19 protein-coding genes are annotated in these 23,523 nt (G+C 60.0%); 8 read left to right on the top strand and 11 right to left on the bottom strand.

The annotated features are described in order from the left end of the window. Positions 1-39: 39 nt before the first annotated feature. The 3 genes from K5K89_RS21275 to K5K89_RS21285 form a co-directional block, all read right to left on the bottom strand. A complete protein-coding gene (locus K5K89_RS21275; protein ID WP_222540207.1) occupies positions 40-5,958 on the bottom strand; it encodes an NEL-type E3 ubiquitin ligase domain-containing protein in 5,919 nt (1,972 codons plus the stop codon). A gap of 71 nt (positions 5,959-6,029) precedes the next feature. After that, positions 6,030-6,620 carry a tRNA-uridine aminocarboxypropyltransferase gene (locus tag K5K89_RS21280; RefSeq protein WP_071491329.1) on the bottom strand — a complete coding sequence of 197 codons (591 nt, stop codon included), beginning with the start codon at positions 6,618-6,620 and terminating at the stop codon, positions 6,030-6,032. 5 nt (positions 6,621-6,625) lie between these two features. Further along, positions 6,626-7,519, bottom strand: a complete 894-nt coding sequence (locus K5K89_RS21285) for a LysR family transcriptional regulator (RefSeq protein ID WP_017134867.1) — start codon at positions 7,517-7,519, stop codon at positions 6,626-6,628. A 249-nt stretch (positions 7,520-7,768) separates the two neighbouring features. On the opposite strand from K5K89_RS21285, the gene speB reads away from it, so the two are divergent. The 4 genes from speB to K5K89_RS21305 are packed head-to-tail and all read left to right on the top strand — an operon-like array spanning position 7,769 to position 12,092. Next, positions 7,769-8,719, top strand: coding sequence for an agmatinase (speB, locus tag K5K89_RS21290; RefSeq protein ID WP_222540208.1), 951 nt, complete (start codon positions 7,769-7,771; stop codon positions 8,717-8,719). Further along, positions 8,719-9,141, top strand: coding sequence for a YybH family protein (locus K5K89_RS21295; protein ID WP_222540209.1), 423 nt, complete (start codon positions 8,719-8,721; stop codon positions 9,139-9,141). Before speB ends, K5K89_RS21295 begins: the two co-directional genes overlap by 1 nt. 21 nt (positions 9,142-9,162) lie before the next feature. Beyond that, positions 9,163-10,674 carry a purine-cytosine permease family protein gene (locus K5K89_RS21300; protein WP_222540210.1) on the top strand — a complete coding sequence of 504 codons (1,512 nt, stop codon included), beginning with the start codon at positions 9,163-9,165 and terminating at the stop codon, positions 10,672-10,674. Between the two features lie 35 nt (positions 10,675-10,709). After that, positions 10,710-12,092, top strand: coding sequence for a sodium:solute symporter (locus K5K89_RS21305; protein WP_222540211.1), 1,383 nt, complete (start codon positions 10,710-10,712; stop codon positions 12,090-12,092). A gap of 64 nt (positions 12,093-12,156) precedes the next feature. Here K5K89_RS21305 and K5K89_RS21310 read toward each other — a convergent pair whose 3' ends face one another. The 3 genes from K5K89_RS21310 to ptrR all read right to left on the bottom strand — a co-directional run bounded on the left by K5K89_RS21310 (position 12,157) and on the right by ptrR (position 15,770). Further along, complete coding sequence (locus K5K89_RS21310; protein WP_222540212.1) at positions 12,157-14,247, bottom strand: FAD-dependent oxidoreductase; 2,091 nt, start codon at positions 14,245-14,247, stop codon at positions 12,157-12,159. Positions 14,248-14,611: 364 nt separating this feature from the next. Then, positions 14,612-14,734 (bottom strand): PA1414 family protein, encoded by a 123-nt coding sequence (locus K5K89_RS28735; protein ID WP_003193089.1) that lies wholly within the window; start codon positions 14,732-14,734, stop codon positions 14,612-14,614. Positions 14,735-14,876: 142 nt separating this feature from the next. After that, on the bottom strand, positions 14,877-15,770 hold the full coding sequence (gene ptrR / locus K5K89_RS21315; RefSeq protein ID WP_071491334.1) for a putrescine utilization regulator PtrR: 894 nt from the start codon (positions 15,768-15,770) through the stop codon (positions 14,877-14,879). Between the two features lie 103 nt (positions 15,771-15,873). On the opposite strand from ptrR, the gene K5K89_RS21320 reads away from it, so the two are divergent. After that, positions 15,874-17,079, top strand: coding sequence for an MFS transporter (locus K5K89_RS21320; protein ID WP_222540213.1), 1,206 nt, complete (start codon positions 15,874-15,876; stop codon positions 17,077-17,079). Here the strand turns inward: K5K89_RS21320 and K5K89_RS21325 are convergent. From K5K89_RS21325 to K5K89_RS21335, 3 genes are all read right to left on the bottom strand, one after another. Continuing rightward, positions 16,991-18,433 (bottom strand): NCS1 family nucleobase:cation symporter-1, encoded by a 1,443-nt coding sequence (locus tag K5K89_RS21325; protein WP_222540214.1) that lies wholly within the window; start codon positions 18,431-18,433, stop codon positions 16,991-16,993. The genes K5K89_RS21320 and K5K89_RS21325 overlap by 89 nt on opposite strands. A 198-nt stretch (positions 18,434-18,631) precedes the next feature. Beyond that, complete coding sequence (locus tag K5K89_RS21330; protein ID WP_071491337.1) at positions 18,632-19,030, bottom strand: DUF2177 family protein; 399 nt, start codon at positions 19,028-19,030, stop codon at positions 18,632-18,634. Between the two features lie 52 nt (positions 19,031-19,082). Continuing rightward, positions 19,083-19,919, bottom strand: a complete 837-nt coding sequence (locus K5K89_RS21335; protein ID WP_222540215.1) for a S1 RNA-binding domain-containing protein — start codon at positions 19,917-19,919, stop codon at positions 19,083-19,085. Between the two features lie 323 nt (positions 19,920-20,242). Here K5K89_RS21335 and K5K89_RS21340 point away from each other — a divergent pair, with 323 nt between their 5' ends. The 3 genes from K5K89_RS21340 (at position 20,243) to K5K89_RS21350 (ending at position 22,273) form a co-directional block, all read left to right on the top strand. Next, positions 20,243-20,422, top strand: coding sequence for a hypothetical protein (locus tag K5K89_RS21340; RefSeq protein ID WP_003193095.1), 180 nt, complete (start codon positions 20,243-20,245; stop codon positions 20,420-20,422). A gap of 196 nt (positions 20,423-20,618) precedes the next feature. Next, positions 20,619-21,341, top strand: coding sequence for a TorF family putative porin (locus K5K89_RS21345; protein WP_071491338.1), 723 nt, complete (start codon positions 20,619-20,621; stop codon positions 21,339-21,341). Positions 21,342-21,406: 65 nt separating this feature from the next. Next, positions 21,407-22,273, top strand: coding sequence for a DUF6279 family lipoprotein (locus K5K89_RS21350; RefSeq protein WP_222540216.1), 867 nt, complete (start codon positions 21,407-21,409; stop codon positions 22,271-22,273). Here K5K89_RS21350 and copD read toward each other — a convergent pair. Together copD and copC are read right to left on the bottom strand one after the other, a co-directional pair. After that, a complete protein-coding gene (gene copD / locus K5K89_RS21355; RefSeq protein WP_222540217.1) occupies positions 22,270-23,124 on the bottom strand; it encodes a copper homeostasis membrane protein CopD in 855 nt (284 codons plus the stop codon). The two genes, K5K89_RS21350 and copD, sit on opposite strands and share 4 nt — an antisense overlap. Next, positions 23,121-23,495 carry a copper homeostasis periplasmic binding protein CopC gene (gene copC / locus K5K89_RS21360; RefSeq protein WP_092242886.1) on the bottom strand — a complete coding sequence of 125 codons (375 nt, stop codon included), beginning with the start codon at positions 23,493-23,495 and terminating at the stop codon, positions 23,121-23,123. The genes copD and copC overlap by 4 nt, the downstream gene beginning before the upstream one ends. Between the last annotated feature and the right edge of the window lie 28 nt (positions 23,496-23,523).

Raw genomic sequence — 23,523 nt, forward strand, 5'->3', positions numbered from 1 at the left:
AGTGTGGTGCTTATTGCGTTAGGATATAAGCACGAAAAATCATCCGATCACGAACGCCGTCCACTCCTGGCGGGTAAGTTCCCGAATCCGCTTGTTTTCGGCTGATGCCCTTGCGTCCCGCACGCCATTGAGACGATTCACGTACTGCCCTTCACTGATCAAGCCGCTCGCCAGTTGTTGATCAGCAACCTCCAACAGCCTCTGGAAACGGCGGAGTTTGAATTCGAGATCTGCGGCATATTTATGCTGAATAAAATGCACCCAGAAAGGCTCATTCTGTAACAACTCAGGCCAGTTCGTTCCCGTCTCATTATTCAGTACAGCCGTGCGCACGGTATTGACTGAATGGGCATCCGGCACAGCCGCCTCAAAACGCTGGGGAAGTACTTGCGGCAAATTCAGGCTCGATGCCAGGGCGATGCGATAACTCAGGACCCGCGTGCAAGCGAATGCCATGCCCTGGGGCTCAAAGTGCCTGGAAAGATACTGATCTATGTATTCAAGGCGACGCCGTGCCCGGTAGTAATGCAACAGATTTGGCCCTGCCGTTTGGACGCCGGCATCGAGTATCCGTAAAGGAACTATTTGCAACTCAAGTTGATGCAAGCACAACAGGCAACCATCAATCCCTCCGCGAAGGGTGCGATAACACGGTAAGTAAGCAATCCGCTCCATGCCCTCATGGGACATCGCATCGTCAATCACCCCCCAGACTCGGTGTGAAATGATCTCTCTCATTACACGGTGGTGAGGGTCAATGAACTGCGGGTATTCGGCAATGCTTGCCAGCAACTCAAAGAAATAATCCGCCATTGGCTGGTTTTGCAAGTACGCCCAATCGAGTTGGCGCGCTTGTACTTCTCCAGGAGGGAGCAGCGCCAACCAGCGGTCGGGACGCTGATCAAGAGGAACCGTCGGTTCCCATAGTCCGAAATCAATACCGGGTGGTCCCCGACGCTCGCCCACTCGGCGTAACAACTGCCGTGCCTCGGCGGAAAGCGGATTACCTCTCAGGTTCATCCCTCGATGGACATCGGGATAAATGAACAAGTCCGTCTCGGCCAATTCCTGTAGTTGATTGTCACGCAGGTCAAGGCTGCCCAAGGTAGGGAGGCTCACGGCGCCGCGCGGCAATTGCTTCAACTCGCAATTGCGCAGGTTCAGCTCCCGCAGGCTCTTCAACTTATAGACATTCAAGCGTCGGCCCTGCCCAAGCGGGTTTCCCGACAAATCGAGGCTTCTGAGTCGGGTAAGCTCAGCCAACCGTTCCTCGTCTATGTAGTTGAACCGCAAGTGGTTGTTCGACAAATTGAGCACTGCCAGGTGAGCGTGGACGTCCAGATTGGGAAGATGAGTGAGTTGGTTACCATTCAGATAAAGAATGCGCAGGGCCGGAAAGTTGAACAGAAAGCGCTCCGGCAACGCCGTCAATCGGTTGTTTCTCACGCTCAACATCGTCACATGACCAAAGTACGCGCCCAGGGTGGGTAAACTTGCCAAATCCAAATCGTCCAGGTTGAGTTCCTCGGCCACTCCCGGAGTGAACCCTTCCTTGGCCCAGCAACGCTGAATCCGCTCGGCCGCCAAGGCCCGCGAACGGGCCGATACGCTGTCCGGCTGGACTGTCGACGCCTGATCCCGCCACGCCTGCAAATCCCTGTACAGCCGATCACGCTCCCTGACCTGATAGTTGATCAAGTCTTCGCGCTCTCTGACCGTGTCACCCGCCTCCGCCAGCATCGCCCAAACCTCGGCATCCGTTTTAGAGGGGTACAGCTCGCGCATGCGTGAGATCTGATCACGCTCTGTCGGCCCAAACTCAGTTCCACCACTGAATGGATAGCCTTTGCGACCATTGATCAGCCGGAATGGCCCAAGCCTCAATGGCATTTGCCGCATGTTGAGTGTCGCTTGGATTCCCGACCAATCCTGCCCCAGGCGGGCGCCCATGTCGGCGCGCAATTCCTCCAATGCGCCGGCGTGGGTATAGCCCAACGACTGGCGCTCAGCCGGGGGTAATGCGCCGAACAAAGCCTCCAGGAACGGCGCGCGCGCGCCCACCGCCTGCAAGGTGCCATCTGCCCGTTGGACGTAAGCCAGGTACTGCCCGACGCTTGGTTTCAAGACCCGCCGAAGGTCCGCATCATCAGGACCGACACTGTCGATCACGCGATGGGCGTCCCAGAGTTCAACCCGCAGCGATGTCGGCCAACCCTCGAGACCGGCCAGCTCATGGAGCATCAGTCGTGAACTGTCGTCATTCGCCAACGGGGACAGGTAGACGCCTTCCAGGGCGCCACAGACCCGTAACCAACGGATCCACCAACGCGCCTCTTGCGCCAGAGAGTTCGGTACACGCCCCGCCCTGAGGCGCTCCAACTCCGATGCAGAGGCGTGTTGCACCCAGTCTTGCGCGATACCCAGTGTCAAGCCGGGATACTGGCGCAATATCACCTGTACCAAAGGGTCGTCGGAACGCTGGTTCTTGCGACGCAGCACATCGAAAAACCGTGCATGCATCTGCAGTTTGTCCATATTCACCTTGGCTTCCAACGCCGTGACCTGGTCTTCACGGGCAGCTCCAGGCAGGCCTACCAACACATCAGCGTTGTCGGGCGTTATTTCATCGAGCACCTGGACGATAAATTCCGCCCCAGCCTCCAGCCCATGCTTGACCCGTTCAAAAATATTCAGCCGCTCGAACGTCTCCACCAGCAGCACCGGCGGCGGTTCGCCGCGCACATGCACCTTGCGCAGCATGTCCGGCGTCACGCCGCTGATCTGCTGAACCTTGTCGATGGCATCAGGGGTCAATGCGCGAAACCTGGGCCCTAGGCGGTAAAAGGGTTTCTGCCCATCCCACGTCAGCGGGTTCTCCCATTCATGGCGCCAGGCGCCCGCACCGTTATGGCTCAATACCGGCGCATACGCGTCGTCCAGGGAAGGATGGCGGATACGCCAGGGTTGGGTCTGATCCGCTTGGGTCACTTTGAAATATTGGCTGTCGATAAACAAATAGCGGTCCGACTCCAAACGGTACACACCCATCGCATCAGGCTCGGAGGCCATACGCGTGGCGTCGACGTGGCTCGCATACTGGGTGATCTCGCGCAGCACGGGGTAAAACGTGCCTTGCGGTGCACGATTGCGCAGCATGGCCTGCGCCACCTGATGACGAAACCCGGTGATGGCTGCCGGAATATCGGCGCCGAACCTGGCGCGATCATGCTCGGAGAGTTGGCTCAGCATCACCCGGAAAAACGCATCCGCGCCACCCTGCTGCACACCGGCACTCTGGCTATCCGGATCGTAGGGCGAAAATTCTCCCTCGCCGTGGTCGAGGACCAACACGGCATGTCTGTCACGGTCCAGGGGCACATAGGTTGGAGGGCCGACAATCAGGCGTTTGCCGAGAGTGCCCAAGGCACTGCGGGCGAACGCCTGGACCCACGCCTGGGTTTGCGGGTCAAACCTGCGGCGGTGGTAGATCCGGTCAATGAGGGCCTCGGCGCGCGCCATCTGCGCGGCGGCCTTGAGCCCATCGTACAGTCCCTCGGGTTGTTGTCGGACCTCAAGCAGACGGGCTTGCTGATCAGCCGACAGCGGATGCTGATCCAGCACCTCCAACAATCTCGGCAGGCTGACGTCGGGATGCAAAGCGCGCAGCACCTCGATCACCTCGGGTACCGGGTAGTCATGCCCAACGCTGTCGGGCAACCACTTGCGCACGGACACCGACGCGCGGATAGCGGCCGACCGATGGATATCGGCAAACCGGGTCAGGGCTTCGAACAGATCGAACCGCGACGCCTGGGCCTGGGCTGACAGTTGCCGACGAACCGCGTGCTCGTCGGCAAAACGATTGGGTAATAGCCGCATGACCGCCTGGGTCAGGTCCATCGTGATGCGCTGAGGGATTGCGTAGCCAAACTGATAGTTTTCCAGCGCTGTCACCGTGACCACCGCGGTCGTCGGATGGTCGGCATCCTTGCTGTAGCGCCGCAGCTCCAGGCCCTGCGCATTCACGATACGCAGCGTGGTGTCCACCGGCCATGCGGGCAACTGCACGAGCAGCGGGCCCGCCACGGCAAAACTATCGACAGGCGCCGGCCCGCCTGCGCCGGCGGGATCGGCGATCCAGTCAATCAGGCGGTCGGCATTGAACCGTACGGTAGCCTCGACCAGCGAAGCCGACGGTTTCTCACCCGCCCACACACGCTCAAGGTCAGCCCGTGAGGTACCGCTGGTGTCGAGCAGCGCCTGTATTTCACGCGCCGGTGCCTGAGCGGGCAGCAGCATGCGCTCCACCCACTGGGAGTCGCTCAGGTCTTTGGTTTCCTGGGCGCGGGTGGCTTCAGGCAGTTGCGACAGGCGTCTATACAACGCGTGATGACGCCGCCGTACACTGATTGCCAGTCGGGAGTGCAGCCGCCCGCTGATAAGCAAGTCGGCCAAGTCGGCAAAGGCCAGGACCAATTCGCCGGCGTGCCCCTCCAACATCCTGGAAACACCATTGAGCAGCCCTTCACCGAGTGCCGCAAACAATGCAACAACCCGTATGCGCGCCAGCCCTTTTAGCGCACCAGGCACCGGCAGCAGCAATATTTCCAGCACCTCACTCAACACCACCCGAGCAACACCGGTAATAGTCTGCAGAAGCCCGGGAGTCTCATTAGCCAGGCATTTCAGGTTGGTGCGGATACGCGTCAGGTGGAGGTCTCCCAGACTGACGGGGGGCGCTTCGGTCACAGTCTTGCGGACATACCCGGTCCTGTCCTCCAACCGAGACTCGAACGTGCGATGGACAAAGTCCTGTAGTATTCTGGCATGTTCATAAAGGCCTTCTTCACGAGCGTAACCTCGCCTGAGTCTCGTCAAGCGCTCTTGGTCAGGGTATGCCATGACCGTGTAAAGCCACGCCACCTTACCCTGCCTGTAGAAAGCGCTGAACACGACATAGAACTCCTGGCAGGCTTCCCGGTGACTGTCGTAATGACGCAAATCGCCTCCGCCTGGCCTTCCGGGGAAGTAACTGAAAGCGCCTTTGCAACCGATAACGGCAAATACCAAGTGAGGAATCTCCAGGCTGTCACCGGGTGGCCTGCTAAGGATCTGCCCGATATACCCGACAAACTGAGGCACCCAACCGATGACGTCTTTATCTTTGCCATCGGGGATGAACAGTTGCATTTCTTCGCAGTGCCCCCAGCGTCCCTCTTGCTCCAACGCTTGCTTGATATACCGATATTTTTCCCGATCAACCCGGGTGGTTTTCGAGTCTCTCAGGGCCTCGATCAGGGCGAACTCAAATTCCAGGCGCCCCAGGCTCGCAATCGCGACACCCAACGGCTTATCCTTGCCCAGGTTGTCGTCGAGCAGAGTGCGGAGTTGACCGCCGAGGTTGAGTTTACGCACCAACGCAATGAAATCCTCAGGGCTGATATCAACACTCAGCCTGCTGGATTTCGCCACCCCGGGCTCGCCTGGGCGCTCCCAACTGGTCAGGCCGTCGTAATTCATGCACGCGGCCACCCAGAGTGTCAGGTGAAGTTGTCCGTGAGAGGGAGGCCCCGAAGGCGCGCGACGATAACGACCAGACCGCAAGGAATACACCGTGGTGATATGCTCGGCCTTCGGGTCGATATCCTTGCCGACCAGGTCTTTGAGGCCTTTGCGCAAACGCTCCAGGCCTTGGCGTTCAAACTGCGCCACCAGTTGACTTACATCTCGCGACACCGTCGTCTGAATCTCGATCAAGGCCCGCTGCGCGCGCACATACTCACGCCGCTCACCTTCTTCGAGCCCACCGAGGAAGGCCGCGAACTTCTCACGCAAGGCGTCCACGGTTTGCAGGGTCGCCCACTCGTCGCCTGAGACCAGGGGCAGCCTCGCTCGCTGCTCCGTCATGAACGTGGCCAACGGGTCTGCCTGCTGGTGTGTCGCTAACGGCTCGATCATTTCACACTCCTTGAAATGATCAGCCTATCCACTACTTGTCGACGGCTCCGGTAACTATGTAGCGCGTTGATTCAGCCATGGTTCTTCTCGAAGACCGCTGCGCCCATCGCTGCAATCTGCCGCTCGATCAGTGCGTCGAACGGGCGCAGCAATGGCTCGAAGGAGGCAGGCGCTTCCAATACTTGCAGGGCCTGCGCAATCGCTTCGACGGTGGACAACGCACCGGGCCCGGGCGCCTTGCGCAATCGATAGCGTGATACGGCGTCGCCCATCAAGGTCACTCGCGGCAACGCCGCCAGCAAAGGGTTGAGGTGCAGCAATTTGCGCGCCTTGCGCCAGGTGCCGTCGGGAACCACGAGCAACATCGGCTGTTCGTCCGGCGCATAGCGTTGCAAGGGTTGCGCATCGTCCGACGGAAACAACAGCCGCGCCTGATAACCGGGTGGGTTCAACAATGTCGCCAGATCGTCGAACACCTCCCCCACCACCAACTGCGCGTTGTTCAAACCCAGCGCGGCCAGCCTTGCGGTATTCAGCGCGTGGTTGACCTCACTCGGGTGCTGCAACAGCAAGACGCGGGTGCGGCTTTCCAGGCTGGGGATCAACGGGCACAGGCAGTGGGTGGCAGGCCTGAGACAACGGGAGCATTGGGGTCTGGACATGATTTTCAGGCCTGGTTGAGCTGGGCTTTGAGGAGGTCGCGAAAGGTCTGGATCAGCGGTTCACGGCTGCGACCACGGCGCATGATCATCGAAAACGGCGCCTGGTAGCCGAAGGTCGCCGGCAGCAACACACGCAAATCGCCCTTGTCGGCCCAGGCCTGGGCATAGTGTTCGGGCAAGTACCCGATATAGGCACCGGACAACACCAGGATCAGTTGCGCCTCCATACTTTCCACTGTCGCCGCGCTGTGCTTGAAGCCATGGCGCGCCAGTTCGGCCTGGCTCCAGTAGCCGCGTCCGACCATGCGTTGCTGGGTAATCACTTGTTCCGGGATACGTCGTTCATTGAATAAAGGATGCCGGGTGCTGCAATACAGCCAGTGCTGTTCGCGGTACAGCGGCATGTAGATCAGCCCGCTCATGCGGTTGGAGAAGGCGCCGATGGCCAGGTCCAGGCGGTTGTCCTGCACGCCCAGTTGCAGCTCGTAGGGGCTCATCACCGATAAGTGCAAATGCACCGCCGGGTGCTCCAGGCTGTAGGCGCCGATCACCTCGGCGAACGGCAGCGCCTTGTCGCTGACGGTGGAATCGAGCACGCCGAGCTTGAGGGTGCCGCGCAACTCGCCCTTCAACGCGGCAGCATATTGCTCGAAGCCTTCCAGCTCACCGAGCAGGCGCAGGGTTTCCTGATGGAACAGCTCGCCCTTGCTGGTGAGGCTGAACCCGCCGCGGCCGCGATGGCACAGCACCAGGCCCAACGCCGACTCCAGCTGGCTCATGTAGGTGCTGATGGCCGAGGTGGACAGGTTGAGTTCGTGCTGGGCATTGGCGAACCCCTGGTGACGCACGACGCTGACGAAGATGCGCAGGAGTTTCAGGTCGGGCAAGGCGTTGGCCATGGGCGGCTCCAGAGGCACACACAAAATCCTGTGGGAGGGGGCTTGCCCCCGATGAGGGCGTGTCAGTCGGCACAACATTGACTGACCCACCGCCATCGGGGGCAAGCCCCTTCCCACATTTAAACGCAGTTTACCCCAGGCATTAGTTTAGAAAAATCTGAACTAAGTATTTGCCCCTGCCGATTCTTTCGTTTCCCTGTATTTCGCAGAATCGACCCCTAATAAACAAAACAACGATGAGGCACTCCCGTGGACAAGATTTTCCACCAACCACTGGGCGGCAACGAAATGCCGCGCTTTGCCGGCATCGCCACCATGATGCGACTTCCCCACCTGCAAACCGCCAAAGGCCTGGACGCTGCCTTCATCGGCGTGCCCCTGGACATCGGCACCTCGCTGCGCGCCGGCACCCGCTTCGGGCCGCGTGAAATCCGCGCTGAATCGGTGATGATCCGCCCGTACAACATGGCCACCGGCGCCGCACCGTTCGACTCGCTGTCGGTGGCGGACATCGGCGACGTGGCGATCAACACCTTCAACCTGCTCGACGCCGTGCGCATCATCGAAGAAGCCTACGACGAGATCCTCGAACACGACGTGATCCCGATGACCCTGGGTGGCGACCACACCATCACCCTGCCGATCCTGCGGGCGATCCACAAGAAACACGGCAAGGTCGGGCTGGTGCATATCGATGCCCACGCCGATGTGAACGACCATATGTTCGGCGAGAAAATCGCCCACGGCACCACCTTCCGCCGCGCCGTGGAAGAAGGCTTGCTGGACTGCGACCGTGTGGTGCAGATCGGCCTGCGCGCCCAGGGCTACACCGCCGAAGACTTCAACTGGAGCCGCAAACAGGGTTTCCGCGTGGTCCAGGCCGAAGAATGCTGGCACCAATCCCTCGCACCGCTGATGGCCGAAGTGCGTGAAAAGGTCGGCGGCGGCCCGGTGTACCTGAGCTTCGACATCGACGGCATCGACCCAGCCTGGGCACCGGGCACCGGCACCCCGGAAATCGGCGGGCTGACCACCATCCAGGCCATCGAGATCATCCGTGGCTGCCAGGGCCTCGACCTGATTGGTTGTGATCTGGTAGAAGTTTCGCCGCCCTATGACACCACTGGCAACACCTCGTTGCTGGGCGCCAACCTGCTGTACGAAATGCTCTGCGTATTGCCGGGCGTGGCGCACCGCTGATGAGCACGCACGAGGTGCTGCAAGCCGCTGCCGAGCTGGTGGCGGCCTTCGCCCGCAATGACCGCGCCGCCTACTTCGGCGCGTTCACGGCCGATGCCAGCTTTGTGTTCTACACCCTCCCCCAGCCGCTGCTCAGCCGCGATGCCTACCAGGCGTTGTGGGACAGCTGGCGTCGGGACGAGGGGTTCGAGGTGCTGTCGTGCACCTCGAGCAACGCCGTGGTCAGCCTGCAGGGCGACGTGGCGATATTTATCCATGACGTGGCCACCGAGCTGCGCATGAACGGGGAGCAATTCAAAAGCCAGGAACGCGAGACCATTGTCTTCACACGGCAAGGATCTGGCGCACAACAAAAACAAGGCCTGTGGCTGGCCTGTCACGAACATTTGTCCGCTATGCCGGAAGGGCTGCCGCACCCTTAGCCAATGTGATCGGAGCTGATCATGAATAATAAAAACAACGATAAAAGTATTCGAAAAATAGAAACCAACGGGGTCGAGCAGATCCCGGATCACGAACGTACCGCCGGCCCCAAGGATCTGTTCCGACTGATCTTCGGCGGTGCCAATACCTTTGCCACCGCCGTGCTGGGCTCCTTCCCCGTGCTGTTTGGCCTGTCATTCCAGGCCGGCGTCTGGGCGATTGTGCTGGGCGTGCTGGTGGGTGCACTGATCCTGGCGCCCATGGGCCTGTTCGGGCCGATCAATGGCACCAACAACGCCGTGTCTTCCGGTGCGCACTTTGGTGTGCACGGGCGGATCGTCGGCTCGTTTCTGTCGCTGCTGACGGCGATTGCCTTCTTCTCACTGTCGGTGTGGAGTTCGGGTGATGCGCTGGTGGGCGGTGCGAAACGTCTGATCGGCCTGCCGGAAACCAACCTGACCCTGGGGCTGGCCTACGGGGTGTTCGCCATTCTGGTGCTGACGGTGTGCATCTACGGCTTTCGCTTCATGCTGTGGGTCAACCGCATTGCGGTGTGGGCGGCGAGCCTGTTGTTCCTGCTGGGTATCTTCGCCTTCGCGCCGGCTTTCGACAGCCACTTCGCAGGCTCCGTCGCGCTGGGGCAGACCGGCTTCTGGGCCGCCTTCATCGGCGCCGCGCTGGTCGCCATGAGCAACCCGATTTCCTTCGGCGCGTTCCTCGGCGACTGGTCGCGCTACATCCCGCGTGAAACGCCGAAAATGCGCATCATGCTGGCGGTGGTCCTGGCACAAATCGCGACGTTGATCCCGTTCCTGTTCGGCCTGGCCACCGCGACCATCGTGGCGATCAAGGCACCGGACTACATAGCGGCGAATAACTACGTCGGCGGTTTGCTTGCAGTGGCACCGACCTGGTTCTTCCTGCCGGTGTGCCTGATCGCGGTGATCGGCGGAATGTCCACCGGCACCACCTCGCTGTATGGCACCGGGTTGGACATGTCCAGTGTGTTCCCGCGCCTGCTGTCACGGGTCAAGGCCACCTTGCTGATTGGGGTGATGTCGATTGCCTTCATCTTTATCGGACGTTTCGCCGCCAACCTGGTGCAGAGCGTGTCGACCTTCGCCGTGCTGATCATCACCTGCACCACGCCGTGGATGGTGATGATGATCATCGGACTGATCGTGCGTCGCGGCTTTTACTGCCCGGATGACTTGCAGGTGTTCACCCGTGGAGAAACCGGCGGTCGCTACTGGTTCAGCCATGGCTGGAACTGGCGCGGGCTGGGGGCGTGGATTCCGAGTGCGCTGGTGGGTCTGTGCTTTGTCAACCTGCCGGGGCAGTTTGTCGGGCCGCTGGGCAACCTGGCCGACGGCATCGATATCAGCCTGCCGGTGACGCTGGGACTGGCCTCGGTGGTGTACCTGACCTTGCTGCGTGTGTTCCCGGAACCGGCGGCCGTCTACGGGCCCGCCGACCCTCGCAGCAAGCGCACGGATGCGCGCGTTAAACCGGCGCTGCAACCCGCCGCCTGATCGCCCATAAAAAAGATAATCGGAGAACCGCCGTCATGGCTTTGGATTTATTCGTCGTACTCATCTACGCCGCCGGCATGCTCGTGCTCGGCTACTACGGCATGCGCCGCGCCAAGACCCACGAAGACTACCTGGTGGCCGGGCGCAACCTGGGCCCGTCGCTGTACATGGGCACCATGGCCGCCACGGTATTGGGCGGTGCGTCCACCGTCGGCACCGTGCGCCTGGGTTATGTGCATGGCATTTCCGGCTTCTGGCTGTGTGCCGCGCTGGGCATGGGCATCATTGCGCTGAACCTGTTCCTGGCCAAGCCGCTGTTGAAGCTGAAGATCTTCACCGTGACCCAGGTCCTGGAAAAACGCTACAACCCCATGGCCCGCCAGGCCAGCGCTGTGATTATGCTGGCTTATGCACTGATGATCGGCGTGACGTCGATCCTGGCCATCGGCACTGTGTTGCAGGTGTTGTTCGGCTTGCCGTTCTGGATCTCGGTGCTGCTCGGCGGTGGCGTAGTAGTGGTGTACTCGACCATCGGCGGCATGTGGTCGCTGACCCTGACCGACATCGTGCAGTTCGTGATCAAGACCGTCGGCCTGATGTTTATCCTGCTGCCGATCTGCCTGTACCGCGTCGGCGGCTGGGATGAGTTGGTCGCGAAGCTGCCGGCGTCGAGCTTCAGCTTCACCGCCATCGGCTGGGACACGATCATCACCTACTTCATGATCTACTTCTTCGGCATCCTGATCGGCCAGGACATCTGGCAGCGGGTGTTCACCGCCCGTGATGAAAAGGTCGCCCAGTACGCCGGCACCTTCGCCGGTTTCTACTGCATCCTCTACGGCCTGGCCTGTGCGCTGATCGGTATGGCCGCGCATGTGCTGATCCCGGACCTGGACAACGTCAACAATGCGTTTGCCGCTATCGTGAAAGCCTCGCTGCCAGATGGCATCCGTGGCCTGGTGATCGCCGCAGCACTGGCGGCGATGATGTCCACCGCCAGCGCCGGCCTGCTCGCTGCCTCCACCGTACTGACCGAAGACCTGCTGCCGCGCCTGCGTGGCGGCAAACAGTCGAGCCTGGCCGTCAACCGCCTGTTCACGATGCTGACCGGTGTTGCCGTGCTGGGCATCGCACTGGTAGTCAGCGATGTGATCAGCGCCCTGACCCTGGCCTATAACCTGCTGGTGGGCGGCATGTTGATCCCGCTGATCGGCGCGATCTTCTGGAAGCGCGCCACCACCTCCGGGGCAATTACTTCCATGACGCTGGGCTTTGTGACCGCGCTGGTATTCATGATCAAGGATGGGCTGGATGCGAACACGCCGATCTATTACAGCCTGGCGGTGGGGCTGGTGAGCTTTGTGGTGGTGAGTTTGTTGTCGCGTCGACCAGAGGGCGTGGCGGCCAGCGCGGTTTGAGAGACAGCGGGGTTTAGAGGGGTTTCTTCAGCGGGCGCGACGTCGGATGTCGCGCCCGTTTTTTTCATTCAACCGCAAGGTTCTGGTTTGCCTGGATGATCTCCTGGACCAGGGAGGCCCATAACAGTCCTTGCGTTGTGCCGGCGGCGTAGGTTCCTCCGGCTGCGATGTGGTGGTGGGCCGACCAATGCACTATCGAAAGCCCATCCGAGGTGCCGGGCCTGGCACATTCGATAACTTGTAAATCACCACGTTCGATTGCCCTTCGGTAGGACTGTGGAAAGTGCCGAGAAACAGCCGCCAAGCATGCCCCCAATATCTGCTCTTTGCGTTCTGGCGCCGAATCAGGAGGAACCTGCCCGCCGGAAACAAGAATGCAGTCTCCGTCCAATCGGCAATTCATAACCCCGATTGGTAAATCGTACTGCAGTTTGAGCCCGCGTATCCCGGCGCCTTCATGACCCACTGCGCGCAGCTTGAAAAACCAACCAGTGATGGCGATTATCTCTGACTCCTCGACCCCCATAGCAGTAACAACGAAGTGTTCTCTGCTTAGCTCACCAATTTGCATCGGAGTCAGGTGCCCGGGCATGAACTGAACTCCAGAGTTCAGCAACAGCACCTCTATTTCATGCTTTAAATCGATAAAATCCAAATCGTAGCCCGACACCTCAATAGCGCGACCGACCCCGGGAACGCCAAAAGTCTCCAAGAACGTCTGCTGACTGATTTCTGTGAGCTCACCTCCTGGCTTGCCACTCGGCCAAGGTCTGTTTTCTATATCGCGTTGCTCGCGTATCGCAGTCTCTACCCCGCTGGCGTCGTCCATATAAGCGCGTACTACCCGAGCCCGCGCGAATGGTGCCAGCGTTGGGTTGTCAGCCAGAAACTTTTCAAACAGCTCGATACCTGCACGGTTGCACTCAACAGCCAAATATTGATTGGCGGGAAGTAGATAGTCGTTATGCAGTGGCTTTGCAGTCGTCTCCGTTGCCGACATATGGCGCATGTTTACAGGCTTATGACTGGCGCCATCGCTCTTCTGATTTCCCCCATACACCGTGACCTGATAATTCGCCAACCGGAGCATCACGGCCTGGAACAGGCCATTAATGCCTCTGCCGATGATTGAAACACGCGGCGCACTGGCCGCTGCGGGCAGAGAAGGGAGCGTCAATGACTGTGCAAGTTTACGCCTCACCAGACCGCGCAAGGCCATCAAACTCAGCTGTATTGAAACGGCATAGTCAAGGTCGCGGTGGCAGGCCTCGGTGGTTGACGCCTGGGTAGTGAGCGTCGCAGGCCGGTACCAAGTGGAGACCTCACAGCCGAGCCTCTGTGTGCGTTGTCGGAACTCATCCAGTGTCGCAGGCCCATAGTCCAATACCAGCTGGATATGTTCAGCCTCGGCCAGGGCGTGCAACGCACCGTCGCTGAAGACGTCCGGCTTGGCGACACAGATCAGGCGGGCTTGTCGGTGCAGGCACTGAATGAGGACCCGATCGAGGCGATGAACGGACTCGTCATTGAGGGATACGCATACAGCGACAGCGGCGGCGCCCTCCAAGGCCTCGAACCAGTCCACGACAAATGACACTCGACTGTCGGAGGCGGCATTACCGAGAGTATCCGACGCTCGACCTGGCCGGACCAGCACTCTGATCCGAACATCGGGATCTCGATCAAGCAACAGGTTGACCAGTTCTTTCCCCACATTGCCGTATCCCAGTACACGCACGTCACGGGGAATGGAACCATCAGCCAGTCTCAGCCAACGCAGGATATAGGCGGCCACATGCGGCGCATTCACCCCTGGGGTGTTGAGTACTTGAATGGCGTGGGATTCACACAGGTCCTGTCGTATCTTGTCCAAACTCGTACCCCTGCGGATCAAACAGAGGTTTCCAAAGGGGTGGGAGGTACGCCATTGCTCCAGGACATCTGCATCGATGGGTTGGTCTCCAACAATGATGGTTGTTGGACGCAGGAGCGCGATCTGTATCAGCAGCGCCTGCCTGGTCAATGCCGGCGAAAGAAACACGACGTTTCTGGGCGCGTCGGCCCTCCAGCTTTTCGACACAGGCGCAGCCTGTAAAACACAATCGGTTGTGGTGATGAGTGACGCGGCGACCGGAGGAACTGAAGAGAGCAACATAGCTTTGTCTCCAACAACTCTGACTGACACCTCGAAAAGAGGCACTCAACAACGTTGGGGCGCTATGAAGAGGCGCTTGAATTTCAAGCTATGGGTATTTCTAGAATTAGATAAGCCAGCTGATTCCGACTGACAGGTAGTCCGATTCTGACCATTAGTCAAAACGCTTGAAGAGAGGCGGATGCTCACCCTAAAACGGGGCGACGTTAGCTGTCGCACATTTCTTTGGCCTGGTACAAAACGACTGTGGGAGCGGGCTTGCTCGCGAAGGCGGTGTGTCAGTACATAAAATGTTGACTGACACACCGCCTTCGCGAGCAAGCCCGCTCCCACATGGATTCTGAGGCGATTTACAGGTCGCGTTTTATCGCCGACGTGGACGACGCTGCTCGTCATCTGTGCGAATCGGCACCGGCTGCAGCGGAGGCTCGATCAAGCCCAGTGCAACACCCAGGTCATGGAGCCAGTTTTGAATTTTCTCTTTCATGGTTGCCCCCTTTGAGGGTAATGCGGGTAGGCGCAAGTTCTGTCGCCCTTTCCTACAGTGATAGTAGCCCTAAGTCCTACGTATTGCTTGAACGAAAACACAACGAACTATTACTGAATTCATCAAAATCCTGACGGATCGCTCAAGCAATGGCGCGCGTGTCTTGCACCACCGCAGCCTTGCCAGCTTGCTGCAGGTCGATCCATGCGTTGAGGTTAGCGCCGAGCATACCCTTTCGCCACATCAGCCAGGTGGTCGCAGTGGCAAAAGGCCCTGTCAGCGGATGAACGGACACGCTGTCCTTGCCAGGCAGGCTGTCGAGCATCGATTCGGACATTAGCGCCACGCCCGACCCGGCGATCACACAGGCGAGCATTCCTTGGTAGGACTCGATCTCAATCGCCCGGCCCATGGCCACGCGCTCATGGGAGAACCAGGTCTCCAGGCGGGTGCGGTAGGCGCAACTGCGACGGAAGGTGAACACCGAGCGCCCCGCTACATCCTGAGGCCCACGCACGGGGGGATGATCGGCTTCGCAAATCAGCACCAGACGTTCTTCGCACAGGGCGATGCCGTCCAGGGAGGCGATGGTGATGGGGCCGTCCACAAAGGCCGCATCCAGGCGACCGGTGATCAACCCTTCGAGCAACTCCCCGCTGGGCGCCGATTGCACCTGAAGGTTCACCATCGGATAAGCCTTGTGATAGCCCGCCAACAGCTTCGGCAAATGCACCGCGGCCGTGCTGTACATGCTGCCCAATACGAAATCGCCAGCCGGTTGCCCACCTTGCACGGCACCATGGGCTTCATCATGCAGGGCCAGTAGACGGGTGCTGTAGTCCAGCAGAACCTTGCCCGCAGGAGAAAGCTGCAAGCGCTGGCGTTCACGCACGAACAGCTCTACACCGAGCTGCTCCTCCATTTGCTTGAGGCGCGTCGACAGGTTCGACGGCACCCGGTGCAAGCGATCAGCCGCACGGGTAATGGAGCCCTCTTCCGCCACGGCCTGGAAAATGCGCAATTGACTGAACTCCATGACTTTCTCCAAAACTGAACAAGTTGCTCACTATTATTCAATTCTACAGAAAGTCAATCCACCTTAGCCTGAAGGTATTCGCTTAGCCGCAGGAAATGTGACCATGTCTCCCTTGATTCGCTTAACTGCCAGCTTTGTCGCCTTGATGATGGCGATGGGGATTGGCCGCTTCGCCCTCACCCCGCAAATGCCGCACCTGCTCAGCGAGGGGCAGATCGACTTGACCGGTGCGGGCCTGATCGCCGCCGCCAATTACCTGGGCTACTTCGTCGGCGCGGTAGATTCGATCTTCGCGCGCAGCCATCACCACGTCCGTGGCCGGTTGTATGGCGGGTTATGGCTGTGCGTGCTGCTGACCCTGGCGTCGTACTGGGCCCATGGCTTTTGGCCACACCTGTTGCTGCGCTTTGGCACCGGCGTCGCCAGTGCCTGGGCATTGGTGATGATCACCAGCCTGAGCCAGCCACTGGCGATTGCCGCCGGACGTCCGCGCCTGGGTGCCTTGGTGTTTGCCGGTCCGGGACTGGGGATTTTGCTGACGGGCTTGCTGGCGCTGGGCTCCAATCTGCTGGGGCAAAGCTCCGCAACGTTGTGGCTGGTGTATGGCGCAGTGGCGCTGGTGATGTTGCTGGCGATTCTGCCGTTCCTGCCCAAGCCGTCTGCCGCCGCCCCCCTTAGCGGCCACTCCGACGCAGGCATTAATGGCAGCATCGCGCATTTGTGCTGGATCTACGTACTGTTCGGCCTGGGCTACATCATCCCGGCGACGTTCCTGTCACAGATGGCCAACGCGCAGTTCAAGGGCGCCTGGCAGGCCGACCTGTTCTGGCCGTGCTTCGGCCTGGCCGCCGCGATCGGTGTGGTGGTGGCGACCCTGCGCCGCAAGGACCCGAACACCACACGCCGCTGGCTGATGACCACGCTATGGCTGCAAGCGGCCGGGGTGTTTGCCTGCTTGCTGGGCAATGGCTGGGGCCTGGCACTGGGGGTCTTGCTGTGTGGCGGGCCGTTCCTGGCCTGCATGCAGTTGGTGATGGCCCGGTTGCGGGACGTCGCGCCCCATGGCTACCAGCGCAGCACCGGGCTGTTGACCGCCAGCTTTGCCATCGGCCAATTGAGCGGGCCGTTGCTGGCGTCGGTCAGCAGCCACCTGAGCGGTGGCCTGCAACCGGCGTTGGTGGTCGCCGGGGCAGGCTTGTTGGTGGCGGGCTCGGTGTTGATCAGCCGACAACCAGCGGCGCAGGCACACGCACCTGTTCACGCCGCGCCAATACCAGGAAAAACAGCCCACCCAGGAAGCACCCGGTAAACCAGGCAAAATTGGCCATGCCCTGCAAGGCCGGGGTGAAGGTGATCGCGACGCCCACCAGCGTCGCGGGCACCAATGCCTTGACCGCCGTCCAGTTCACGCCACCGTCGAAGTAGTAGCGCCCGCTGGGGCTGTCATCGAACAGTGCATCCACGTCGATCTGCTGTTTTTTGATCAAATAGAAATCCACCAGCAGGATCCCGAACAGCGGCCCGATAAACGCCGCGAGGATGTCCAGGGTGTAGTGGATCATCAGCGGGTTATTGAACAGGTTCCACGGGGTGATGAAGATCGACGCCACGGCAGCGATCATCCCGCCGGCGCGCCAGCTGATCTTGCTCGGTGCGACGTTGGCGAAGTCAAACGCCGGGGACACGAAGTTTGCGACGATATTGATGCCGATGGTCGCGGTGACGAAGGCAAAGGCCCCGAGCAATACGGCCATGCTGTTGTCGATGCGCGACACGGTGGCGATCGGGTCATGCAGCATTTCACCAAACACCGGCAAGGTGCCCGAGACAATCACCACGGTCACCAGGGAAAACGCCAGGAAATTCACCGGCAGCCCCCAGAAGTTGCCGCGTCGTACGTCCTGCATGCTGCGGCAGTAACGGCTGAAGTCACCGAAGTTCAATGTTGGCCCGGAGAAGTACGACACCACCAGCGCCGTCGCCACAACGACCTGGCCAAACGCCTGCCAGCCCGACAGGGATTTTTCCGCCAGGGTAAAACTGATGTTCGACCAACCGGCCTTCCACACGATCCAACCGGCCAGGGCAAACATCACCGCGTACACCACCGGCCCTGCCCAATCGATAAAACGGCGGATGGACTCCATGCCCGCCCAGAACACCGCCGCTTGCAACACCCACAGGCTGAGGAAACCAAACCAGCCAAGGTAGGACAGGCCTGCAAAATGCGGCTCTGCATACACCGCCATCTGTGGGAAGAAACGCAGCACCACGATGATCAAGGCACTCGACGCCAGGTACGTCTGAATCCCGTACCAGGCCACGGCGATCAGGCCGCGAATCACCGCCGGAATATTCGCGCCAAACACACCAAACGCCAGCCGGCAGATCACCGGATAAGGCACCGCAGCCTGCAGGCTTGGCTTGGCCACCAGGTTGGCGATCAACTGCACAATGCAGATCCCCACGAGCAAGGCGATCAACACCTGCCAGCTGGCCAGCCCCAGGGCGAACAAGCTGGCGGCGAACACGTAGCCGCCGACGCTGTGCACGTCGCTCATCCAGAAGGCGAAGATGTTGTACCAGTTCCACTTTTGCGGCAGCGGGCCCAAGTCCTGGTTGTACAGGCGCGGGCTGTAGCCTTTGGGCAATTGTTCGGTCATCGCTGGGCTCCTCGAAATACCGGCCTGCGCTTCCGTCACAGGGTGCATACGGGAGGCGGCATGGTTTGTATACGAGATAGTCAGCAGAATGCGTGCCAATTGAACGCAATCCCTCTGGCACGGTGCTCCAAAGGGACTGATAACGGGCTATAGGGCGGCGCCACGCTCAGCAACGGTGCACAGATATCCTGTACACAATCAGCGTTGCACTCGTTGTGCACACAGGTAGCCCACCGTACAGCATGCGGCGGTCAGGAACGTCCCCCAGGCCATGTCCATGATCGCCAATCGAGCGGACCAACCTTGCAGCGTGGCCCAGTTGCTCAGGTCATAGGTGCCGTAGGCGACCAGGCCGAGCAAGGCGCCCAGGCGGCCGGCGCGTTGCCAGCTTGCGCTGGGCAAGACCACGAACACGACGCAACCGAGCACATAAAGGAGATAGAACAGCGTTGCCGGCAACAGCCGAGGTTGATCCAGCATCAGTGGACCCAACAGGGACTTATAGGTGGGCCCCATGATGACGCCGAGCCAGAGGCCGTCCAGGATCAGGAAGGCGAGCAACGTGCCGAGGTAGGCGAACAGCGTTTTCTTATTCATTGAGGCGGCCTCTGTAGACGCCAATGGGCGCCTACAGAAGAGCAGAACGCACTCAGCTTAGTTCAATGCGATCGGCATGAATCACAATCTGGCCCTGCTTATACAGCGCACCGATGGCCTTCTTGAAGTTGCCCTTGCTCACGCCGAACAAGTTGCTGATCACCGCCGGGTCGCTCTTGTCGCTGACCGGCAACGTGCCGTTGTTTTCACGCAACTTGGCAAGGATCTTCAAGTTCAGGCTGGAGGCCGCTTCCTGGCCAACCGGTTGCAGGCTCAGGCTGATGTTACCGTCGGCACGGATCTCTTTGATAAAGCCTTTTTCTTCCTTGCCCGGGCGCAGGAACTTGAACACTTCGTTCTTGTGGATCAGGCCCCAGTGCTTGTTGTTGATGATCGCCTTGAAACCCATGTCCGTGGCTTCGGCCACCAGCAGGTCGACTTCCTGGCCCACCTGGTAGTTGGCCGGAGTCTTGTCCAGATAGCGATCCAGGCGCGCGGTGGCGGTGATGCGCTTGGTGTGCTTGTCGAGATAGACATGCACCACGCAGTATTCACCGGCCGTCAGCTGGCGCTTTTCTTCCGAATACGGCAGCAGCAGATCCTTGGGCAACCCCCAGTCGAGGAACACGCCAATACTGTTGACTTCCACCACTTTCAAACTGGCGAATTCACCGACTTGAACTTTGGGTTTTTCAGTCGTGGCGATAAGTTTGTCATCGCTGTCCAGATAAATGAAAACGTTGAGCCAGTCTTCATCTTCACTGGGAATATCTTTGGGGATATACCGATTGGGCAAGAGGATTTCGCCATCTTGCGCACCGTCCAGGTACAAACCGAAGTTAGTATGTTTAACCACTTGCAAGCTGTTGTAGCGCCCGACTAAAGCCATGTCCAAACCCCTCATTACGTGGGCGGCATTCTACCCGAGTTGCAATCGCCACGCGCGCGCGCCTGAAAAATCGCGGGCGGGCGTGGCCTTCCAATGGCACAGCCCCGCTCGTCCGATCACTGGACTGAATTTTCCCGCGCTGCCGAACGCCCTCCATCCTCGTGGTTTCGAGTTAAAACAGTAAGTTAGAGGCTTATCTCAAAGATAAACTTTGGCTATTTCCACACCCGACACTTATTCCCGGGGGATATTTACCAAGCAATTGTCAAGTATTTCATGTACGATGCCTGGCCAAGTTAATTTTCTACAGGTTAGTGGCCGCCATGCGCGTAAAAGCATCCAACAGCAAAGCAAAGCCAGCTCCCGCCGTTGAAACCAGCGAGTCGATCAACAGCCAGATTGCGGCGTTCCTCAAGTCCGGCGGCGAAATCCAGCAAATTGCCAAAGGCGTAAGCGGCCAGACTTTCGGCCCGTCCAAGCAGATCAGCCTGGGTAAAAAGTAATACCGCGCAATACCCCTGGTCCCTAAGCGTCTTGACTCTCAAGGCGCTAGGACTAGAGCCCCAAGTCCCCCCGCTATACCTCTAATCGACGAACGGGCCTCACCGCCTGCCATTCGCCGGTATGCTTGCACACGTCTAGCACGGGCATCTGCCCGATTTCATCCGTCACTGCTCCTCGCTTTTCATGGAGTGAAGCATGTTCAAATCCTGCATCTTCCTGGTCTTTGCCCTGGTTGCCAGCCCCCTCGCCGAAGCGCAGGTCTTCCAGCGTGAATTGGGCGATTTCGACCTGAAATTGGGCACTACACCCAGCCGAAGCATGGCCCAGGGTCTGGTCAAGCCCACCTCCCCCGGCAGCGACTCGTTCCATGGCGGGCTGGACCTGAGCCACGACAGTGGCCTGTATTTCGGTCAGTTTTCACCCAACATGGGCTTGTCTTCGTCCAGCAACCTCGAAGTCGATTCCTACATGGGTTTCAAACACCCCTTCGACCAGACCCTGGGTTACGAAGTGGGCCTGATCCACTACAGCTACCCCAAGCTCAGCCCCCTCGACAGCCAGGAGTTCTACGGCGGCCTGAACCTGTTGGGCAACCGCTTCGGGGCGTCCTTCAGCAACGACCCGGACCGCCAGGACAGCACCCTGTTCGCCGACCTCGGTGGCACGCAGCCGTTTGGCATCGGCGTCAGTATGAAATACACAACCCATCAGTTGGGCACTCCGGTTTCGGTGGACGGCGGCTCCATTCGCAGCTTCAGCGACTGGTCGGTGCAATTCTCCCGGGAGTGGATGGGCGTTGACTTGAACCTGATCTACAGCGACTCCAGCCTCAGCGGCGGGGATTGCTCGGCCTACTCCGGACACAATTCGCAATGCGATGGCCTGTTGACGCTGAAGGCTGCGCGGTCGTTTTATTGATGGGCTGAACTGTTGCAACCGCCGCGGGTTCACATGTGATAACCCACTCTGCGAAGGACCCGCCCATGCTGCGTCGGCTCAAACTACTGGTGCTATTACTGAGCCTGAGCCTGGTGCTCGCCGGCTGCAATCGCGTGGGCCTGGCCTACCGCAACCTGGACGTGATCATCCCCTGGACCCTCAACGACTACCTGGACATGAACGCCGGGCAGAAGAGCTGGTTCAACGACACCCTCAAGCAGCACCTGGCCTGGCACTGCACCACGCAATTGCCGGGTTACCTGGATTGGCTGGACCGCCTGCAGCGGATGGCCGATGACAATCAGGTCACCGACGCTGCCTTGCAGGCCCGTACCGTCGAGGCCAAGCAGGCCATCAACGAAATCGCCCACGAGATCACCCCCTCCGCCATCCAACTGCTACAGGGCCTGGATGATCAGCAGGTCAAGGACATGAACGACGCGCTGGCCAAGGACCTGCGCAAACGCCAGGACGAATACCTCAAGCCGCCCCTGGCACAGCAGATCAAGGAACGCGCCGAACGCATGAATAAACGCCTGGACGCCTGGATAGGCCCGCTCAGCGCCAGCCAGCAGAACCGCGTAACCGCGTGGTCCATCGCCCTGGGCGAGCAGAACCGGGAATGGATCGGCAACCGCGCCCGCTGGCAGGCGCAATTTATCGACGCCGTGCAACAACGCCGCAGTGCCGATTTCCCGCAGAAGATCCAGCAGTTGCTGGTTGACCGCGAAAGCCTGTGGACCCCGGAGTACAGAACGGCCTATGCCCGGACGGAAGCGGCGGCGCGCAGCCTGATTGTCGATGTGATGGCCGAAAGTACGCTGCAACAACGGCAGAAACTCACGCAGAAAATCGACAAGGTCCGCAGTGATTTCCAGGCACTTAAATGCTTGAAGAGCGCGCAGTCCTAACCGGGCGCCAACGTCCCCAGCCAGGCCACCAGCGCCAGGATCAACACCACTGCGGCAGACTCCAGCGCAATGCTGCGACGCAGTGCTTTGACTGCCACGGTAGTGGCGCCCGCCGCCAGGGCGCGTTGCAGCAACGGCGTGAAGTGCGAGCGATTGAGCGCCGCCAGCCCCAGCATCACACCGAACACGCCCAACTTGACGCACAACAGGAGCGCGTAGGTGCCCCCGGTGATGCCATCGAGGTTCGGCCCGACCACAAACAGATAATTCGCCACGCCCGTGCCGATCAGCACCGCTACGAACAGCATGCCCATCCGCTCGAACGCCGCCAGCGCGTGGGCCAGCCTGTGGAGCGCCGGTAACGAGGTACTCCTCAGCGCCAACCCGAATGCAGCCAGCGCGCCGACCCAACCCGCCGCCGCCAGCAGGTGCGCACTGTCGCTGAGGACGTGCCACAACCCCTGCGTACCCTCATGCATCACGCCGTGTCCAGCCCACGCCAGCGTCACCAGCGCAATCGCGCCGAACAGCGGCGCCAGTCCGGTATTGAGCGCAACCAGCACCAACGCCACCATTCGCAAGCTCCAGGTCCAGCCCAGCTCGGTCTGCCAGAGCATCATCTGCAGGTGCGGCCACAGCGTTTGCCAATCTTCAGCGCCGCTCATGGCCTGGGTCATGACCAGCAGCGACGCCACCGACAGCAGTACGCCCAGGCACGCCGCCAGTCGCAACAGCGGCTGCCGATTCAATAGGCGGCGGTCGCCATAGAGGCCAAACAACCCCAGGCCGAACACCAGCATCAAATCCAGATAAAGCGCAAAACGCAGGAATATCGAGACCGCCTCACTCATGGCTGGACGCTGAACATCACATTCCCCAGGATCGGATGCGTATCGGACGACACCGCGCGCCAATCCACCCGATAAGTACCCGCCGTCAGCGCGGACGCCGGCTTGATCAGCATCACCTTGGGATCGGTACTGGCCGCGACGCTGGCTTTCACCGGCATCGGCGAGTGAGACATGCCGGGCATATCGGTCATGGTCAGTTTGGCGCCAGAAAACTGCGTCAGCAGGTTTTCCGAGAAACGCAGTTCAATCACGGCGGGTGGCGCCCCCTTGGCCCCATCCGATGGTGTGGACGACAGCAGCTTCGGATGAGCTGATACCGCCAGGCTGGTGATCAGTCCGGCGCACAGCACAGTAGTTTTCAACAATGACATGCAAGGCTCCAGGCCGCTCATGGCGGCG

The sequence above is a fragment of the Pseudomonas sp. DR208 genome, assembly GCF_019823005.1.
Classification (GTDB): Bacteria; Pseudomonadota; Gammaproteobacteria; order Pseudomonadales; family Pseudomonadaceae; genus Aquipseudomonas; species Aquipseudomonas extremorientalis.

Bases quoted from the DNA above. Each gene is read 5' to 3' on its own strand.
- K5K89_RS21335 (WP_222540215.1), bottom strand. From the start codon at position 19,919: ATGGCTTTAGTCGGGCGCTACAACAGCTTGCAAGTGGTTAAACATACT.
- K5K89_RS21330 (WP_071491337.1), bottom strand. From the start codon at position 19,030: ATGAATAAGAAAACGCTGTTCGCCTACCTCGGCACGTTGCTCGCCTTC.
- K5K89_RS21340 (WP_003193095.1), top strand. From the start codon at position 20,243: ATGCGCGTAAAAGCATCCAACAGCAAAGCAAAGCCAGCTCCCGCCGTT.
- K5K89_RS21310 (WP_222540212.1), bottom strand. From the start codon at position 14,247: ATGTTGCTCTCTTCAGTTCCTCCGGTCGCCGCGTCACTCATCACCACA.
- copC (WP_092242886.1), bottom strand. From the start codon at position 23,495: ATGTCATTGTTGAAAACTACTGTGCTGTGCGCCGGACTGATCACCAGC.
- K5K89_RS21320 (WP_222540213.1), top strand. From the start codon at position 15,874: ATGTCTCCCTTGATTCGCTTAACTGCCAGCTTTGTCGCCTTGATGATG.
- K5K89_RS21300 (WP_222540210.1), top strand. From the start codon at position 9,163: ATGAATAATAAAAACAACGATAAAAGTATTCGAAAAATAGAAACCAAC.
- K5K89_RS21295 (WP_222540209.1), top strand. From the start codon at position 8,719: ATGAGCACGCACGAGGTGCTGCAAGCCGCTGCCGAGCTGGTGGCGGCC.
- K5K89_RS21285 (WP_017134867.1), bottom strand. From the start codon at position 7,519: ATGGCCAACGCCTTGCCCGACCTGAAACTCCTGCGCATCTTCGTCAGC.
- K5K89_RS21325 (WP_222540214.1), bottom strand. From the start codon at position 18,433: ATGACCGAACAATTGCCCAAAGGCTACAGCCCGCGCCTGTACAACCAG.
- ptrR (WP_071491334.1), bottom strand. From the start codon at position 15,770: ATGGAGTTCAGTCAATTGCGCATTTTCCAGGCCGTGGCGGAAGAGGGC.
- K5K89_RS21275 (WP_222540207.1), bottom strand. From the start codon at position 5,958: ATGATCGAGCCGTTAGCGACACACCAGCAGGCAGACCCGTTGGCCACG.
- copD (WP_222540217.1), bottom strand. From the start codon at position 23,124: ATGAGTGAGGCGGTCTCGATATTCCTGCGTTTTGCGCTTTATCTGGAT.
- K5K89_RS28735 (WP_003193089.1), bottom strand. From the start codon at position 14,734: ATGAAAGAGAAAATTCAAAACTGGCTCCATGACCTGGGTGTTGCACTG.
- K5K89_RS21345 (WP_071491338.1), top strand. From the start codon at position 20,619: ATGTTCAAATCCTGCATCTTCCTGGTCTTTGCCCTGGTTGCCAGCCCC.
- K5K89_RS21305 (WP_222540211.1), top strand. From the start codon at position 10,710: ATGGCTTTGGATTTATTCGTCGTACTCATCTACGCCGCCGGCATGCTC.
- K5K89_RS21350 (WP_222540216.1), top strand. From the start codon at position 21,407: ATGCTGCGTCGGCTCAAACTACTGGTGCTATTACTGAGCCTGAGCCTG.
- K5K89_RS21280 (WP_071491329.1), bottom strand. From the start codon at position 6,620: ATGTCCAGACCCCAATGCTCCCGTTGTCTCAGGCCTGCCACCCACTGC.